17 protein-coding genes and 1 pseudogene are annotated in these 17,500 nt (G+C 33.8%); 4 read left to right on the top strand and 14 right to left on the bottom strand.

Going from position 1 to position 17,500, the window contains the following annotated elements:
- The first annotated feature begins 93 nt into the window (after positions 1–93).
- From BJL90_RS21315 to BJL90_RS00985, 3 genes are all read left to right on the top strand, one after another.
- A complete protein-coding gene (locus tag BJL90_RS21315) occupies positions 94–318 on the top strand; it encodes an LCP family glycopolymer transferase (RefSeq protein WP_081562163.1) in 225 nt (74 codons plus the stop codon).
- A 17-nt stretch (positions 319–335) separates the two neighbouring features.
- Positions 336–1,712: a class II fumarate hydratase gene (locus BJL90_RS00980; RefSeq protein ID WP_070963506.1), complete on the top strand. Its 1,377-nt coding sequence runs from the start codon at positions 336–338 to the stop codon at positions 1,710–1,712.
- Positions 1,713–1,941: 229 nt separating this feature from the next.
- A complete protein-coding gene (locus BJL90_RS00985) occupies positions 1,942–2,676 on the top strand; it encodes an FG-GAP-like repeat-containing protein (RefSeq protein WP_070963508.1) in 735 nt (244 codons plus the stop codon).
- 643 nt (positions 2,677–3,319) lie between these two features.
- Here BJL90_RS00985 and BJL90_RS00990 read toward each other — a convergent pair.
- From BJL90_RS00990 to BJL90_RS01010, 5 genes are read right to left on the bottom strand one after another with little or no spacing between them, the layout of a single operon-like run.
- A complete protein-coding gene (locus BJL90_RS00990) occupies positions 3,320–4,549 on the bottom strand; it encodes an MFS transporter (RefSeq protein WP_070963510.1) in 1,230 nt (409 codons plus the stop codon).
- Positions 4,539–5,339 carry an ABC transporter ATP-binding protein gene (locus BJL90_RS00995; RefSeq protein ID WP_070963513.1) on the bottom strand — a complete coding sequence of 267 codons (801 nt, stop codon included), beginning with the start codon at positions 5,337–5,339 and terminating at the stop codon, positions 4,539–4,541. Before BJL90_RS00995 ends, BJL90_RS00990 begins: the two co-directional genes overlap by 11 nt.
- Complete coding sequence (locus BJL90_RS01000) at positions 5,340–6,347, bottom strand: FecCD family ABC transporter permease (protein ID WP_070963514.1); 1,008 nt, start codon at positions 6,345–6,347, stop codon at positions 5,340–5,342.
- A 1-nt stretch (position 6,348) separates the two neighbouring features.
- The gene (locus tag BJL90_RS01005; protein WP_070963516.1) at positions 6,349–7,335 is read right to left on the bottom strand and encodes a FecCD family ABC transporter permease; all 987 of its coding nucleotides are present in this window, start codon (positions 7,333–7,335) and stop codon (positions 6,349–6,351) included.
- Positions 7,322–8,275 (bottom strand): iron-hydroxamate ABC transporter substrate-binding protein, encoded by a 954-nt coding sequence (locus tag BJL90_RS01010; RefSeq protein WP_070963518.1) that lies wholly within the window; start codon positions 8,273–8,275, stop codon positions 7,322–7,324. Before BJL90_RS01010 ends, BJL90_RS01005 begins: the two co-directional genes overlap by 14 nt.
- A gap of 304 nt (positions 8,276–8,579) precedes the next feature.
- Between BJL90_RS01010 and BJL90_RS01015 the strand changes: the two genes are divergently transcribed.
- On the top strand, positions 8,580–9,581 hold the full coding sequence (locus tag BJL90_RS01015) for a helix-turn-helix transcriptional regulator (RefSeq protein ID WP_070963519.1): 1,002 nt from the start codon (positions 8,580–8,582) through the stop codon (positions 9,579–9,581).
- Between the two features lie 332 nt (positions 9,582–9,913).
- On the opposite strand, the gene BJL90_RS01020 is transcribed toward BJL90_RS01015, so the two are convergent.
- The 9 genes and pseudogenes from BJL90_RS01020 to tnpA form a co-directional block, all read right to left on the bottom strand.
- A complete protein-coding gene (locus tag BJL90_RS01020; RefSeq protein WP_070963521.1) occupies positions 9,914–11,134 on the bottom strand; it encodes a hypothetical protein in 1,221 nt (406 codons plus the stop codon).
- Between the two features lie 63 nt (positions 11,135–11,197).
- Complete coding sequence (locus BJL90_RS01025) at positions 11,198–11,581, bottom strand: hypothetical protein (protein WP_169824173.1); 384 nt, start codon at positions 11,579–11,581, stop codon at positions 11,198–11,200.
- Positions 11,582–12,021: 440 nt separating this feature from the next.
- The gene (locus BJL90_RS01030; RefSeq protein WP_070963525.1) at positions 12,022–12,996 is read right to left on the bottom strand and encodes a hypothetical protein; all 975 of its coding nucleotides are present in this window, start codon (positions 12,994–12,996) and stop codon (positions 12,022–12,024) included.
- Between the two features lie 416 nt (positions 12,997–13,412).
- Complete coding sequence (locus tag BJL90_RS01035; protein WP_070963527.1) at positions 13,413–14,285, bottom strand: SPL family radical SAM protein; 873 nt, start codon at positions 14,283–14,285, stop codon at positions 13,413–13,415.
- Positions 14,282–15,040, bottom strand: coding sequence for a GNAT family N-acetyltransferase (locus tag BJL90_RS01040; RefSeq protein ID WP_070972874.1), 759 nt, complete (start codon positions 15,038–15,040; stop codon positions 14,282–14,284). Before BJL90_RS01040 ends, BJL90_RS01035 begins: the two co-directional genes overlap by 4 nt.
- Positions 15,041–15,102: 62 nt before the next feature.
- A pseudogene (locus BJL90_RS01045) lies at positions 15,103–15,369 on the bottom strand (zinc ribbon domain-containing protein).
- A gap of 87 nt (positions 15,370–15,456) precedes the next feature.
- The gene (locus BJL90_RS21320; protein ID WP_081562164.1) at positions 15,457–15,813 is read right to left on the bottom strand and encodes a helix-turn-helix transcriptional regulator; all 357 of its coding nucleotides are present in this window, start codon (positions 15,811–15,813) and stop codon (positions 15,457–15,459) included.
- 71 nt (positions 15,814–15,884) lie between these two features.
- Positions 15,885–16,976, bottom strand: a complete 1,092-nt coding sequence (locus tag BJL90_RS01055) for a transposase (RefSeq protein ID WP_236904998.1) — start codon at positions 16,974–16,976, stop codon at positions 15,885–15,887.
- A gap of 4 nt (positions 16,977–16,980) precedes the next feature.
- Complete coding sequence (gene tnpA / locus BJL90_RS01060) at positions 16,981–17,379, bottom strand: IS200/IS605 family transposase (protein ID WP_070963533.1); 399 nt, start codon at positions 17,377–17,379, stop codon at positions 16,981–16,983.
- Positions 17,380–17,500: the final 121 nt, after the last annotated feature.

A 17,500-nucleotide genomic window follows, 5' to 3' on the forward strand; every position in this document is an offset into this window, starting at 1 on the left:
TGGCAATCAAAACGTCCCCTTGGCTTATGTATCTGTGCATGACAATCAAAACGTCCCCTTGGCTTTATCAAAACGTCCCCTTGGCTTAGGCTTATGATTTTATCTATTGATACAGTTCATCAAAGGTTAAAGCTTTCCTCTATTATGAGGGATACCTATGTTGAAGTTGAAGATAGGGGGAAAATGAAAATTAATGAGGCTTACGCTTATAAAGGTAACCTACCTACAGGCGCCAATAATTTTTCAGCTAAACCATTGTTTATTACAAATACTGGTGGTAATAATAACAATAAAAGTTTTTTACATATATCTAACTAAAGGATGGGGAGAGTAAAATGGATACTTTGAACCAATATCGAATGGAAAATGATGCATTAGGTAACATAATGATTCCTTCATCAGCCTACTATGGACCTCAAACGCAACGGGCTGTTGAAAATTTTCCCATAAGCGGAATACGGCTTCCTAGGTCCTTTATAAGAACTCAAGGGATTATTAAAGCTTCAGCTGCATCTGCAAACATGCAGTTAGGGATGCTCTCTCCCGAAATTGGAAAAGCCATCATACAAGCATCTGAAGAAGTAATTGAAGGAAAATGGGATATGCACTTTGTTGTTGATGTATACCAAGCAGGAGCAGGTACATCCCAGAATATGAATGCCAATGAAGTGATCGCGAAACGTGCTTCGGAAATAATCGGTCATGCACAACAAGTCCATCCTAATGATGATGTAAATATGTCACAGTCTACAAACGACACATTTCCTTCTGCTCTGAATATTGCAACTGTAGAGGCTATTGTTCAAAACCTACTTCCTGCTTTATTAGGATTGTACCAAGAACTTCAAAAAAAAGCAGATCAGTTTATGCCTGTCTTAAAAGCAGGGCGTACACATTTGCACGATGGCGTTCCAATTCGTTTAGGTCAAGAATTTTCAGGATTTGCTGCAACCATCCATGCTGTTTATCTGCAGCTTGAAAAACAACTTGATGGATTATACGAAATTGGTTTGGGGGGAAATGCAATCGGAACTAGAATAAATTTACAACCCGAGTATATTCCAAAAGTCATTCAGGAAGTTTGTAATCGCACTAAACTGCCTTTTCGTAAGCCTGCAAACATTTTTGCATTTATGCAAAATATGAATGAGCCTATACGCTGTATGCTGACCTTAAAAGAACTTGCAATTCATCTAATTAAAATTACTAGTGACTTGCGTTTACTTAGCTCTGGACCTAGAACAGGATTAGCAGAAATTACCCTTCCCCCTGTTCAGCCGGGTTCCACCATTATGCCGGGAAAAGTAAATCCCGCTATTTTAGAAATGACGCATATGGTATGCTGCCAAATCATTGGCTATGAAACCGCAATTGCCACTGCTGGAATGGCAAGTCAATTGGAAATCAATGTGATGATGCCAGTAATTGCTCATACACTTCTTCATTCTATCGACTTATTGGCAAATACTATTCAGATACTTATAACAAAATGTATTAGCGGTATTCAAGCAGATGAAGAAGTATGTAAAAAATGGATGCAAGAAAGTCTTTCTTTGATTACTGGATTAAGCCCTAAACTAGGTTACGACATGGCTTCACAAATTGGATTGAAAGCAGATGAGGAAAATAAAACCATACAACAAGTACTTCAAGAAAAAGGATTGCTAACAGCAGAAATAAGTAATGCTATAGATCCGAATGGAATGGTGTAACAATTATTCAGTCATCTTTACCATTATTAGCTATGACTATCACGGCCATATCCTTCTCACGAGAAAGAAGTATCTGAATACTTTGACATACCAATGGATCACTATCTACACTCAAGATTTTCATATGCTCAGTCCTCTTTTCTTACAAAACAGAATTATAAAATTCAACACCATCCCTTCTTACTAGCATAGAATAATATAAGTTCAAAAATAGTCTGGAGGGAAAGACATGTTGTATAGCCCGTACTATAGCTTAGACCAAAGAACTCTTATGATCGTCTCCTCGGCTTGGGGTGATGTAAATGGTGATGGAATACCTGATCATGTCTATCTTGCAGGTGTGACAACCACAGATAGTCCATTTATACAAAAGATTACACTTGTTATTCAGGATGGCAGAACTGGTATGTTTCAATATATTCCCCTTACATCTAATGCTGGATACAACCCTACGCTGTTTTTAGGAGATTTTACTGGGGACGGCATTAAAGATATCATGATTAGCATTGCATCTGGGGGAAGCGGAGGAATGATGTACTACTACATTTATTCCTATGTTGGAAATATACCAAAACTATTATTTGACTATGATGTATTCAATGAGGCTTATCAATATCAAGTGGTTTATAAGGATGATTACAAGGTAGACGTGATAAATACTACAACAGGTATAAAATACGTAATTGATATTACCTATAAAGGCCAAGATTACCTAAATGAAATCTATGATGCAGATGGTAAGCTGAAAGCTCCCCTTGAAGGATTTGTAAACCCATTGAGTGGTCTCTATCCTATAGATTTTGACGCTAATGGTGTATATGAGCTACTGGCATATCAAAGAATTTCTGGCCGATTTGCAGCTGATGCTTTGGGATATCTTCAAACAACCTTAAAATGGAATAGCAGAAACTTTGTTTTAATGAATCAATACGTGGCTATTTTGGGATCAGAGACCTTATTATAAAAACTCTTTCAATTTGTCTCTTGTTACATCTAAACTAGATTGTAGCAAAGATATTTAAATGTATTCCTTTTGCGCATAAAACCCTTTGACTCCCCGTTGCTCCACTCAGGATGACAAATTGTAGCTTAAGTTAACGCTATTGAGTTTTAATTAACATTACAATGCCTACTCATAATTGCATTTTTATCTTAGCAAATCTATAATAAAAGCATACGCTTTTTATTTAATCATTTTATAAGTAATGAACAAAATATCAATAAGAAAACTTGGTGTAGGCAGTGAAGAATATTATTGAAACCATCGCAGAATCCAAAATCCGTTGGATGGGTGACATTGTCACCCATCCGTTTGTATAATCCTAAGCTATCTTCACTTTATTATTCTTCCTCCATGTACAACTTTTCCATCTTGGAGCTTTAATTTCCAAATGACTGGAAACCTTTCACTTATCTCTACTTTAATAATTCCATGAGCTGCAAAACATATTAGCTGAAAGTTCAATTTATCTGCTATTTCAAATATAGGGTCCAATACACGTAGTCTGAGGGAATATAAAGCACATTTCAGTTTTTATCTAAAATTATTAATGTAGATATACTCTTTTGCAACAATATGATATTAGTATACAATTTGCGATAGTATACTAATCCATATTAAGTTCTTTTACATTCCATTCTATAAACCTAACTACACCTATACTTAAAATAAAGGTTAATGCCATGATACTGTAGAGGTTTAAACGAATATCTATTAAATGTCCATATATTAATTGGCCAGGTGCAACACTTGCTGTAGCAACAGCAGTAGAAAAGGCACTAACCTTCCCAAGCATCTCTTCTTTAACCTCTTTCTGAATATAAGTTAAAGATATGACGTTTGACAAAGCCAAAGATAACATTATTGCAAGACCACCCATCGAATAAAGTGCTAAAATACCCAATTTGTTTTCCGTAGTTAAATAAGTTGCAATACCCATCATAATAGTAGCTATCACCATAGGATACATGGTTCTATATATTCTCTTCATTTTAAACAATTTAGGTCTAAATGTTACCAATAAACCTCCTATTATCATCCCTAGTACAAATATTGCTTCCACGAAACCATATGTGGCTGAAGACATATTTAGTTTTACTTTGATAAAATAGGGAGATACAATCGTTAGAATTGGCACTACAAATACGTTGGTTAATCCGTAAGAAGCAATAATCCCTAATACAATTTTCTTTTTTTCTTTCAAGTATATAAAACTCTTCTTCATTTCCTTCAGGGATTCTAAAATAGGATTTATCACCTTTTCCTTTAATTCTAAATCTGGTACTTTCAAAAACACTTCCAAAATCGCCGCTATTAAAAAACTAGCCGCATTTAATATTACGATTGTTTTAATATCAACAAAACTGTACAATATTCCAGCAATGATAGGTCCAACTAAATTAACTATAGCTGCAACCTGTTGAATGATGCCATTAGCTGAGGCCAATTTTTCTTTATCAACAATTTGAGGAATACATGCTGTAACGGCAGGACTATACAAAGTATAAATAATCGATAGTATAAACATGACACCCCCCACTATCATGGTACTATCTCTTCCACTTATTAATATCATTGAATATACACCCATTAATATCGAACTAAAAAAATCAAGATAAAGCATTATTTTTTTTCTATTAATCGTATCTGCTAATAAACCTGCAATAGGTGCAAATAATATATATGGAATAGTTGATATTGCTAATATTCTTGAAAAAACAGCGGCACTTCCTGTTAAGTCTAAAATATATAAGGACATACAAAACCTTAGAATTGCATTTCCTAATAACGATATAATCTGACCTATTACTACTATAATAAAGTTTTTATTTTTCATTTTGTCCCCTTATCAGTTCATAATCCACGCAGATGGGGTAATTTTTATTATCACTCAATTGTAGTTTAACATCAATTCCATAGATCTCTTTTAAATTTTCTTTTGTTATGGATTCCTTGGGAATTCCTTTACAAACAATTTTACCATTTTTCAACCCGATAATATTGCTTGCAAACCTGCAAGCATTATTTAGTTCATGCAACACCATAACAATCGTGATGTTTTTTTCTTTATTCAATTTCTCTAATACTTGTAATACTTCTAGCTGATAAGACATATCCAAATAAGTTGTTGGCTCATCCAGCATAATGATATCCGTTTCTTGTGCTAGAGTCATGGCAATCCATGCCCTTTGTCTTTGACCTCCAGATAAGTTTTCTATTTCTCTATCTGCAAAGTCCTTAAGTCCTGTTTCCGCAATTGCCCAATCAATAATATCTTTATCATAGGCTTTTAATCCGCCTATCATTTTCTGATGAGGAAACCTTCCATAAGCAACTAATTCTTTCACAATCATACCACTTGGACAAATAGGCCCTTGAGGTAGAAAGGCGATTTGGGTTGCTATATGCTTTTCTTTTTGATTCTTTATGTTTTGCCCATTGATAAATATTTCTCCACTTTGGGGCTTTATGATCCTTGCGATACTTTTTAGCAAAGTTGATTTGCCACATCCATTGGCTCCTATAATGATACTGATTTTACCCTTTGGAATTGAAAGATTCATTTGATCTATGATCAAATTATCTTCATAGGCTACTGATAGATTATTTAGTCTTATAGCTTCCATCTATTTCTCCTTCATCATTAGATAAATAAAATAAGGTACTCCAAATATTGAAATGACGATTCCTACTGGTATTTCAATTGGAGAAAATAAATTTCTTGAAACAGCATCCGCAATCAAAATGATTACAACACTTATCATTGCAGAAATTACTAAAAAGTTCTTATGATAGGGCCCAACTAGTTTTTTGGCTATGTTGGGAGATATTAGTCCAATAAACCCTACGTTGCCTGCAAAGGCGGTTGCTCCTCCAGCCAACATCACTGCATAGATTAAAAGCTTTCTTCTTTCGTGATTTAAGTTTAATCCAAGAGCAATGGCATGTTCATCAGATAAGTTTAGGACATCTAACTTTTTATAGTTCAATAACACTAAACTGAAAAGTATAGCAGTTAATGGAATGATGATTTGAGCGTAGTTCCATCCTGCTCCCCAAAGGCTTCCAGATGTCCAAATTAATACTCTGTTATAATCACCAACGCCTCCTCGGAAAGTAAAGAAGGTAATAAAAGCATTTAGTCCTGCATTCATACCGAGTCCGACCAATAGTAATCGCTTTGGTCTTACTCCATTTCTACTTGATAAAACGTAAATTATAAAGGCCGCAATTCCTGCGCCTAAAATAGCCATAAAAGGCAATACATAAACCGAAAGAGGCCCAAGCACATTATAATAATTTGCCGTTTTTAATGAAATAAATATAACTGCTGCTACTGCTGCCCCTGCGTTAATCCCAATGATTCCTGGATCCGCTAATTCATTCTTGGTTATAGTCTGTAATAGTGCTCCTGCTGTCGACAAGGCTATGCCAACACAAATGCCGACCAACATTCTAGGAAGCCTAAGATGAAGGATTGCCGCCCTTTGAAGTTTTGTTCCTCCACCCAATAGGGTCTTGATAATTTCTACAGCTGCTATTTTATAGTTTCCCCAGCTTAAATACACAAGGATAGCTATGGCTAATAGAATCAATAATACCAACACTGTGATTTGGAATCTGCTTTTTTTCATATTAACCCCTCTCCTTTCTTGCCACAACTATAAAGAAGGGAACGCCGATCAAAGCTGTAAATATTCCAATCGGTGTTTCATAAGGACTATAAATCATTCTTGCAGCAATATCAGAGTAAACTAAGAGCACTGCTCCTAATAGAAAGGAAAAAGGTATATTTTTTGTGTAATCTTCTCCAAAGGTTTTTCTTATTAATTGCGGCACTATTAGTCCTACAAATCCGACATTCTTACCAACGGCTACTGCTGCTGCACCCATGGGTATCATTACAAGAAAGGTTAGTAATCTAATTCTTTCAGGATTTTCTCCAAGACTGATTGCCACATCATCCCCTAAGCTTAGTAAATTTATTTTCTTTGATAGTAACATAGCTAAAATTAAACCTATTATTCCAGCTGCCGCAACCAGCCTAAAGTCTGACCAAGTTGCGTTTCTAAACCCTCCCGAAACCCAAAATGCAATAAATTGGGATTGATTTGATAAAAGTCCTATGATAGTTGTTAGGGAAATGAAGAAGGTACTCATCGCAGTGCCAGCTAGAAGTATCTTTGTGATGGAACTGCTTTTTGTTTTTCTCAATAGAAAGCCTACTACAATCACACCACTGAGCAGGGCTCCAATTAATGAAGCAATCATCACATTTGTAGTGTTAATTGTGATTCCAACTGCATAAAAAATTGCTATTACTAAAGTTGCCCCTTGGCTGATTCCAAGAAGAGAAGGTTCTGCTATTGGATTTCTTGTAACCCCTTGAATCATTGCTCCCGTTACACCCAAAATGCCCCCTGTAAATAGGACACTGAGGACTCTCGGAATGCGCACATCTCTAATTAACATCAACTCAAGGGTTTCACTATAATTGAAAATACTATTCCACATCTCTGTAATTCCAATATGGGTTGCTCCTAGACTAATAGCTAGGAATAGTCCAATGATTAGAATCACAATACTACCACCTATAAAAGCTATTGTATTAATTTGTTTCATTTAACATCTCCACAATTTCATCTAAAAGTACTTCCCTTCCGATGGAGCTGTATCCTTGAATAAAGTAAGGTGAAGCGCTTAATTGAAGCACCCTGCCTTCTTTTACTGCAGGTAGACTATTCCAAATGGTATTTTCTTTAAGTACCTTTAAATCTTCCTCCGTTGCAAGAACAAATATATAATCTGATCTTATTGAAGCCAATCCTTCATAAGTAACAACGGGTAAACTGATGTCGCTTTGTTCCGGCATCCCTTCTGGCTTATTTAATCCCATATCTTGGTATAAAACACTTCCAAATCCAGCCCCATCAAATACATAGAATTGACCACCGCTGGCTAAAAAGGATAAGTAGCTTGTATTTTCACCATAGATTTCTTTAAGCTTTTCTCCAGCTTCTTTAGCTTTTATGTTATAGTTTGCTAACCATGCATCAGCCACTTCTACTTTGTTAAATACTTGTCCTAAAGCCTTAACATCTTCCTGCCAATCTAGGGCTTCCAATTGAATCATCACTGTTGGCGCAATGTTACTTAATTGATCGTACATTTTTTCTTGTACAGTAGAAATGATAATTAAGTCAGGATTTAAACTCATTATCGCTTCAACATCCATTGTATCCTGCATGCTATATCCCAATATAGTAGCCCCTTGTAATATATCCTCTAAATAAGAAGGGAACCTTGTATAGTCATAAGCATCACTATTGGCAGTTCCTATTACTTTATATCCTAGAATGGACAAAATATCACTATTACCACTTAGGTCCACTATTCTTTCAGGATTTTCTGGAATTTCAACTTCTCCTCTGACATCAGTTATTGTGATTGTACTAGTACCTTTAGCTGTGTCTGTTGTAGTTGAAGGTCTTGAACAGCCAACTAACACCAACATTGCTATACAAGCAAATAAAATTCCTTTTAACATCGCGTTTCTTTTCATTTAATATCTTCCTTTCAAAATTAAGATCTGATCATTTTCGACAAAATCATTGTATATGATAATCATTTTCATTTCAATACTTGAACCTAATTTAATTATTTTTGCATCTAAAATAAGTATTTTTATTGAACAACTATGCACAATTAAATATAATATCCTTGGGAGCAAATACACCTAACATTATTAATTTATTTGAAAGTTAGCCTTTTAGCAATGGAAGAATCCGGTTTTGCTTTTATATAAACCCAATATTAATCTTAATATAAAGTAGAGAGTAATCTGTTTTACTAATAGGAGGATATCTATGACCGTCAAATCTAGTGAAGAGTTTAGAAATGCAGTTTTAAAAGCATTGTCCTTTGATAAAATTGAAAGTGAGCACTACACTTTTTTTACAAATAAAAAAAAGCCTGACCTTGGCTACTTAATGAACTATTCGAGGGAAGGCTACTATCATTTAGGCATCGCAGATTATACAATACCTAATGATTTTTCTATATCCTTCGATAACCCTGAGCTTTTAATACGTTTTGGTATCGTTTATGAAGGAGTGACAGAATTTAAAATTGAGAACAATCCCGTATCATCTTTTACCCCTTCTTCCTTTTTTGTTGTTGAGAAGGACCTTAAAGGTCATCAAAACTGGAAAAAAGGTCAACATTTTCATGGTACGGAAATAACGATATATGAAAGATATTTTAGTGAAATCATCGAACCTAATTTCCCAAGTGTAATGGACTTTAGTACTTTTATTAAAAACTACACATATACCTATCTTCCTTTAGAAATTGTAGAAATCATTCGCCAGTTGCAAAGTCTCAACCATCAAAACCTCTTAACAAGCATTTATCTGGAAAGCAAAATTTTAGAATGCATTGCGATTCTGATTAATGAAGTTACTAGGTCCTCCGAAAATGCTTTTACAAATCAAATCAACTATGGCAATATTAGCATCGGTAGTCATAGAGTAATAAAGCTTACTTCTTCTGATATCCATGCTATTCAGAAAGCCCATGATATTTTAGAGAAAAGCTACAGTAATCCTCCCAATATCGAAGCTTTAAGTAAGATGGTATTTTTAAACGAACAAAAGCTTAAGGCAGGATTTTCAAAACATTATCATATGTCTATTGGAGAGTATATTAATCGCCTCAAAATGACCGTTGCTGCAAATCTCCTTTCTACAACGGATTTAAGCATTGAGGTTATAGCTCATAAAGTAGGATATAACTACACCGCGAATTTTTGTAAAATGTTTAAAAAGACATATGGTAAGACTCCACTAAAATTTAGAAAAACAAAATAAAAATAAATCCCCTAGACTATGGTCTGATATGCTCCCCTTAAGGTAGACAGACTAAATAATAAAAACCTGTTACTGAAAGGGGAGCATATCAACTTATCGTCTAGGGGAACATAGATACATTATCAAATTTTATCAAAAACCTTCTAAACCACTGATTCCAACCTATTTCTTCTCTATCCTTACAATGCACTCCTCATGAGTAGTTTGGGATCAGCTACAATATCATAAATAATAAAATATTTTTATTTTTTGCTATGTTAAATAATACTGTTGATAATATAATGTGCAGTTTGTCTGCTATTTATGTCTATTAACAGCATTTTAAAAATACGTTATAGATTTATAGAGAGTTCAGTTTCAATATTCTTTTGAGAAAATTCATACCATACTGCATCTTTTTTTCCAGATTGTTCATTAATGAAAGAATCAAAGGATTCTTTTGTAACTGGTTTATTATTAATGAAATATGATATGATTAAGTTAGCATTGCCTTGACTTGACTTACTGTACCCTAATATGTCAGTTTTAAAAGCATCTGACTCTAATTTCAATTTTCCGAATCCATTATCTGCCGCACCGCTTGAATAGTGAAATGTTCCATCCGCTTTTAGCCCTTCTAACCCCCTGTACACAATAAGGTATCCATAAACTATATCATTCATATAATGCAAGACTTCATAAAACTCTGGTTCATTGCCTACTGATAATTCAAGAACAACTTCAGGCACTTTATCACCATCCATGTCAAGTACCGTAAAGTGCGTTACTTTGAAGATAGTGTCATAAATTTCTTTGTTAGTTAAAAAATCATTCAAATATAATTTTTTCTTGTTATCTGTGCTGAAGAATTCAGTCTTGTTCTGCAATACTGCTTTATATGCTTCCGATACCGAATTATTAGATAGCATCTGGGTCTTTGTGTTTTCACTATTGCTGTCTAAAGGGGTAGAAGAAGGACTTGTTGAAACAATTTTACCAAGTTCAAAATATACACCACCACCATATAGAATTAATGCATTATTGTCCTTTATAAAGAAAGTAGAACCATTTCCTGTTGTATCAACTACATCAATTTGTGTAATAGTATCGCCTTTGATACTTAATTTATCAAACGTAACAGGATAATTTGCTTCAAAATCATTTTTAGATATAACTGATTTTTTATAAGTAGGATTAGCTGCTGTTATATTTAAAGTATCAACAGTGTCCCCAAAGCAACTTGCACTTTCTTTTGAAAGAATTAACTTCTTACCTACTATAATTTTTATATCATCATTACTATAAGTCGATACAGGAGCAGAGGCTAAAACTTTTTTAATTTGCCATTGACCATAATAAGCTTCTTCAACTGCTTTTTTATCGATTGAATTACTCGTAATTGGCGTTTGTACTGTTTGCTGTGTTTGTCCTGCCCTGTTAGTTTCAAAACTGTTAGAAATGCTTGTGCTTGTATCATTTACTGCTTTCTTTGAATTTTGATTAGTACATCCAAGTAAACTAAAACTAATTATCGTTGTTGCAATTATTCCAAATATTACCTTTCTCTTAATCATAAGTACCCTCCATTTTTTCTTTAGGTCAGCCTAATTAATGAACAATATTCTACAATTGTTCATTTATTTAACATTTGATAATTCTAATACTTCTATATTCTTCAACCCTAAATTTCCCTTATATCCAATTTTGATTGTTTCATTTCTTATTGCCTGTGCTGATGCACGAATATTACCATCTGTTTCATTATGCCAAATAAAATAATTCATTGGGTCACTATATTTAGGAGTACCTTTTATAATAAGCCATTCATCTGGAACAAATTTTCCATAGGTTTTTATCAAGCCATCTGTACCTACATACTTTGTTCCTTCTTTCATAATGGTATTTCTCATTATCTCAAAAGCATCTTCTATGGTTTCGCAAAACCAACAATGACTGTCTTTAAGTTTTTTTATTTGACCGTCGTTAATAATCTGACTTGCATTTTCTCGTCCAGAAGTCACAGGGACGTTTCAGAAGTCACAGGAAGTCACAGGAAGTCACAGGGACGTTTTGTTTGGCATGTTATTATTGACTCGACATAGAAACACAATAGTATAAGCTGCCCATTGTGTTTTTATGATAGTTTGTTCTGTTCAAGGTGTGAACAAACACTTATCAAACATTAAACCTAATTCAGTTTTCTCCTGTTTGATTTATAAAGTATAAATCCATTATATCTTTTTTTATTATCCAATTGGAAAAATCCTGGTGTTAATACATACATGAGGATAAATTTGAAAAGTTTAGCCTATAACATGAAAAGTATGAGGATTTAAGTAAATTATAAAGAGATTAGAGAGTTATTTTATCCTTCTAGTCTTTGCAAGCAAAGTATTATAATATAATGAAAATTATTTCATACACTCTGGGATCTCACACACTGCAAGTGAGCATGTTTTCATTATAAAAACAGTCCTAGAGCATTATTGGTCCATTTTGCAACATCATACTGATTTAGACTATTTAAAGAATTATTCATATCATCAATGAAATTGCTATTCAGACTAACATCACTCATAGAATTTTTAAAATTGTTTATAATTGTTTGAATGTTTTGTGCATTTTCTTCAAAGTCTTTGACTATTTCTTCTCTCCATCTCTCGCCATTTTTCTGTACAGCTTTAATAAAATCTTTTAATTTAGAGCTGTCATTAAATATATCCTTGAAATCAGTATACCCACATTTCTTAGCATATGCAGTTGAACTAACATAATTATCAGGTGCAGTTGGTAATGTATAAGATTTAAAAGGCCTCATATCTGTATTATCAAAAGCAATATATCCCTTTTCACGCAAAATATCATTTTCTGCATATTTATTAATTTCTCTTAAAAAGTCATTGGCTTCATCAGCATCATCAAAATAGTTTTGTGCTATATATTCTGCAAGCTTTAAGGCCGTTTCTCTATTAATGGCACGTTCTTCGATAGTAGCGCTCTGATTACTAATAGTACCTCTAATTTGCGAAGTAATTTCACTTGCAAGCAATGTAGCATTTTGTACTTTACCTTCTAGTTTTTTGGAAAGAAATTGTTCAAGAGTTCCATCATTAAATATGTATTTTACACCAAGAATTTGAAACTCATTTTCCAAAGGGTTAATGTTTTTTCTTTCTGCTATACGCTTACCAAATTCTAGCTTCCTTTGTTCATAATAGTCTCTGCGAAAAAATTCTTCATTAAACTTAAGCGGACTACTACAGTCGTACTCTTTTAGAGCTTGAAACAGCTTTCTTGCTTCATCGCTTATATAAACTTCTGCTCCATTTTCATTGTCATAGCCTTTGTTGGAATTGTTTCCTCTAGCCATTTTTGTCTTATTACTCAGATAAGTTGTTGGAAAGTCAGATGTACTATAAGGCATAATTCTATTCACTTATATCTCCCCCTTAAAGAATACTTTTCCAGCTTTGTATATTTATCGACATATAACGATAAAAAGTTAACAGATACCATTATCCTCAAAAAAATTACAATAATCAATCGTTTTTTTATGTTTGTTTAAGAAGCCTCAGTTCGAGGGAATATGTCGACCAATAAAAATCATATTACTACTTTACACTCTCTATCCGATATTAATATCACATCTCCTAATAGTATATATGAAGCCATTAAATATCCTACCCCTCTATCCTGCCTATATAATTTAACAATAGTAATATCGAGAATCTTTGATGAAAGAATGAAGGCAACTCAACTATACATTAGAGTTATTCTCTTTACATTTCGAGGTAATCAATATTGGCTTTAGTTTGACTAAATGTGCCCATATCAAACGAAGCTCACAATACACTATACATCAAATAAAGCGATTTGTTGATTCTTCTCAGGGAAAAGGGTACAAAATCTAAAAACTTCTTTTTCTCCGTAAATTATATTGTTATCTTTACAGAACTTCTTAATTACCCTTGTGAGTTTTTGATTGTTTGGACTTTTAATTCCGTAAGATGAACCGTATTTTCTTATGTATTCCTTCTTTAAGTTGGGGAAATAATCATCTAGTTTTTGGTAATAGTATTCTCTATTTCCATAACGCAAAGTCATTCCTATACCAAAAGTCAGCAAGCCTGTTATTTTCGCTTGTTTGCAGTAGTCTAAAATTCCTGAAATATTTTCGTAATTATCATTTATAAAAGGTAGTATAGGTGTTAACCAAACTACAGTTGGTATGCCTGCTTTATGCATTTCAATTAGTACTTCAAAACGCCTTTTGGTTCCGCAAACATTAGGTTCTAATATTTTACAAAGTTCTTCATCATATGTTGTAAGCGTCATTTGTACCACACATTTTGATTTCTGATTTATTCTTTTCAAAATATCTATATCCCGCAAAACCAAATCAGATTTCGTAAGTAAGCATACACCAAATCCATATTTTTCCATAACTTCAAGACATTTTCTTGTGTTCTTTAATTCTTTTTCAAGAGGTATATATGGATCTGTCATAGCACCAGTAGTAATCATACACTTCTCACGCTTTTTAGATAACGCCTGATCAAGTAATTCCACGGCATTTGTTTTAACTTCTATATTTTCAAAGGTATATGTCATTCCATAGCACTCACTTCGAGCGTCGCAATAGATGCAACCATGCGTGCAACCACGATATATGTTCATATTATTTTTTTTCGACAGAATTGTTTTATATTCTGCATATTGTATCATGATCCTACCCCCAAAAACATCTTTTTTAAATACCCTTCGTTCAGCAAATGCACAGTCTTAAACCTACCTCCATAAAATACTGCCCAATTATTAAATACACACGGAACAGCTTTAGCTTTTTCATGGGTATCTACTTCAATCAGGTTCAAAGGAATATTATTATCTTTACAAAATTTTTCAACTTGCTCAATACAGTTTGGAATGTAGGGACATTGCTTTCCGTAAAAAATTGTAAGTTCCTTCATATCAATTTCTTGTATATGTGCGCTATTTGTAAAAGCAGGCTTACTGCCATCGAAGGATAGTGCCAATAGCTCATATTCGCTACCAATTCTGTCTACTACTTCAAATCCGTATTTCTGCATATATTTCTTATCTGTGAGAAAAGGTGTTTTTTTCTTGGAACTGATAACGCAAATCCCTGACTTATCCCGACTCTTTGCATCTTTAATGCAGTATTCTAATAGCTTTCGTCCATGGCCTTTACTCTTGAAGCTACCTGAAACCCAAAAGCAGTAGATATAAATATAATTCTCACCGTTAACAGGAACCCACGCAGTTTCCAGTGGAGTGTATTCGATAAAAACCTTTCCTTTATCATCAAGTTTTCTAAAAATATGTCCTTCCAGAAATCTTTCAGCAAGCCAAGATCGCTTCGCATCAACACCTAGCTGATGTTTCTTATCGGATATGGCACAGCATAAATGCTCTTTAGCGAGGTTATCCATAGTCAAGTTAATATAGTTATCACACATCAAAAGCAACTCCTTGTCAAAAACTGAAAAGGCATAGAAACACATCTATGCCCCCTAAGTAATTAGTTTTTTCTCCAGCGTTTGAGTGTGGGGAAGAACCCCTTCATCATCTTTCGGGCTTCATCCTCACTCATGCTAGAATTTGCAGAAACCATGTGAGGAACGCAAATTTAAATCATTTCTTCCATAGAAATGTCTGATGTAAATGCGCCGTCCATGTAATAATACTTACAATAGTCTTCATTCTTGGTTCCATCCGAATTTGTTCCGTTCATTTCATCCGTGTCACCCATGGGCATAGCGCAACTCTGACAATACTTTTCTTCCATTGTAAAACCCTCCTTATCCTTATCATTATCTATCTAAATTATAAACTATTTAATATGACATCATAGTGTCATATTAAATATATTTTTTCACAGTTTTTTTAATCTTTCTAGAATACGCTCACGGATATACACAGGTTCAAGCACCTCAATATACTCTCCAAATGACATTATATAGCCGTACACCCATCCATCCTCTAGAAAAACAGCAGTAGAAACGAAATTGCCGTCTGGTAGTTTTTGAATATTCTGAGGTTCAAACTCGTCATAAACTCGATAAGTCATTTCTAGCGCAATTTTTAATTTCAACTTTATACACCCATCATTCTTTTCATTCTGTGACGGTTCAGATAGGCTTATCGAAAAATCTCTTTTGTTGAAACACTGCTCTTTGACACTCCCACAGCTAAAGCAGTGGGATTCTTGAGTGATTAAACCGAAGTACATTTCTGCTATCGGAGTATGACCTCAAGCTTAGGGTATGCCATTACCCCTCCTAAGACAGTGCATATAGCATCTTAGGCTGATAGACTGTTACCATCTATCACAGGTGCATTCATTATATTCATAGCATCCAAACGGTCTCTGTGGGTTTTAAAACCGCATGAACATTTATATTTTCTATCTTTAGCTTTATTTAAAGTATTGCAATTCGGACATTTTTGACTAGTATGTTTTGGATTAACATATTCTATAGCAATCCCAGAAAGTTTAGCTTTATACTCTATATCCTGTGCTAGACGATAAAATGACCATGTATGCAGATTCTTCTCATTTTTACGGCTTGTTTTTGCCGTATTTCTAATATTTGTTAGCTGTTCCAATTGAATTACAGAAACATTATTTTTAATTGCAAATCTAACTATTTCTCTGCTTACTTTATGGTCTTGGTCTTTCATCCAGCGTTGTTCCTTATCATCTAATTTGCGAATATTATTGAGTTTTTTAGCTTTGCCTAATTCTTTACGTTTTGCTCTGAATTTACGTTTGATATATTTATTCATTCTTCCATTGCCAAAGAATTTGGTTTTTCCTGAATCAGTTACAGCAACAGCAGGAACTTTTAATCCTAAATCAACACCCATAACTGATTCACCTGTAGCTATAGGTTCTGGTATGCTAATACTTATTTGAGCAATCCATTTTCCTGACCTTCTAGTTATTCTTAAAGCGCCTAGCTTATATTCTAGATTATTAAGCTGATAGTCAGTGATCAAAGTCTTAACTTGTATTCTTTGAGATTTTCCATGAATCATAATTGGCAAGCTCAATATACCATCTTTAAGAGAATAGTTTTGATTATTCCAAATACAAACTGGTTTCTTTAATACAGGTACTTTTATTTCCTTGTCAGATTTCTTTTTTAAATTTCTTCTTATTTGTTTTTTGTATTTTGAAAATATACTCTTAGCATCACGAATAGCTTGATTTTTAACAGCACTTGGCATATTTGCAATAACATTTTTAGAAGTTAGTTTTAATTTATTCTCCGCTAAGACCATAGATGAAACAATATCATTAACTGCATTTATGTACTCTTTTGAAATATGTTCTAATTGATTCATTTGTTCTTTCCTTAGCAAAAGCTTAAACTTTACCGTTATCTCCACTATTTCACCCCCTTGTCTTTTGTTCTTCAACATATCGTTTTATGGTTTCGCTTGATACACTTCCTGCCGTAGATACAAAATAGCTTCTTGTCCATAGACTTGGCAAATGCCCTATGTGTTTAAATTCCTGCCTTAACCTTCGAGAAGTCACTCCTTTCACTTTTGCCATGATGTCTGCTGGGCTTAAATGAGGCAATGTACTAACGAAAAGATGACAATAGTCTTTATCACATTCAACCGCCAAAATTTTCACTTCGATTTCTGTACAAACCTCATTAAGAAGCTGTTTAAACCTTGTTTCTACTTCTCCTACAAGGACTTTACGTCTGTATCTTGGACAGAAAACAAAATGATAGTTTATTAAAGATACTGTTGTTTGCGTTCTTCTATAATCTTGTCCCATATATTCATTGTATCAGTATGTTTTTTGTAAGCGCCAAGGAATTAACGTATAGAAATCCAATTTAATAGCTGATAAAATAAATCCAGTAGAAGTTAGATATGTTGCTAACTCTACTGGATTC

Source organism: Clostridium formicaceticum, assembly GCF_001854185.1.
In the GTDB taxonomy this organism is placed as follows: Bacteria; Bacillota; Clostridia; order Peptostreptococcales; family Natronincolaceae; genus Andreesenella; species Andreesenella formicacetica.

Bases quoted from the DNA above. Each gene is read 5' to 3' on its own strand.
- BJL90_RS21315 (WP_081562163.1), top strand. From the start codon at position 94: ATGATTTTATCTATTGATACAGTTCATCAAAGGTTAAAGCTTTCCTCT.
- BJL90_RS00985 (WP_070963508.1), top strand. From the start codon at position 1,942: ATGTTGTATAGCCCGTACTATAGCTTAGACCAAAGAACTCTTATGATC.
- BJL90_RS00990 (WP_070963510.1), bottom strand. From the start codon at position 4,549: ATGAAAAATAAAAACTTTATTATAGTAGTAATAGGTCAGATTATATCG.
- BJL90_RS01010 (WP_070963518.1), bottom strand. From the start codon at position 8,275: ATGAAAAGAAACGCGATGTTAAAAGGAATTTTATTTGCTTGTATAGCA.
- BJL90_RS21320 (WP_081562164.1), bottom strand. From the start codon at position 15,813: ATGTACTTCGGTTTAATCACTCAAGAATCCCACTGCTTTAGCTGTGGG.
- BJL90_RS01000 (WP_070963514.1), bottom strand. From the start codon at position 6,347: ATGAAAAAAAGCAGATTCCAAATCACAGTGTTGGTATTATTGATTCTA.
- BJL90_RS01005 (WP_070963516.1), bottom strand. From the start codon at position 7,335: ATGAAACAAATTAATACAATAGCTTTTATAGGTGGTAGTATTGTGATT.
- BJL90_RS01035 (WP_070963527.1), bottom strand. From the start codon at position 14,285: ATGATACAATATGCAGAATATAAAACAATTCTGTCGAAAAAAAATAAT.
- BJL90_RS01020 (WP_070963521.1), bottom strand. From the start codon at position 11,134: ATGATTAAGAGAAAGGTAATATTTGGAATAATTGCAACAACGATAATT.
- BJL90_RS01040 (WP_070972874.1), bottom strand. From the start codon at position 15,040: ATGTGTGATAACTATATTAACTTGACTATGGATAACCTCGCTAAAGAG.
- BJL90_RS00980 (WP_070963506.1), top strand. From the start codon at position 336: ATGGATACTTTGAACCAATATCGAATGGAAAATGATGCATTAGGTAAC.
- BJL90_RS00995 (WP_070963513.1), bottom strand. From the start codon at position 5,339: ATGGAAGCTATAAGACTAAATAATCTATCAGTAGCCTATGAAGATAAT.
- BJL90_RS01015 (WP_070963519.1), top strand. From the start codon at position 8,580: ATGACCGTCAAATCTAGTGAAGAGTTTAGAAATGCAGTTTTAAAAGCA.
- tnpA (WP_070963533.1), bottom strand. From the start codon at position 17,379: ATGGGACAAGATTATAGAAGAACGCAAACAACAGTATCTTTAATAAAC.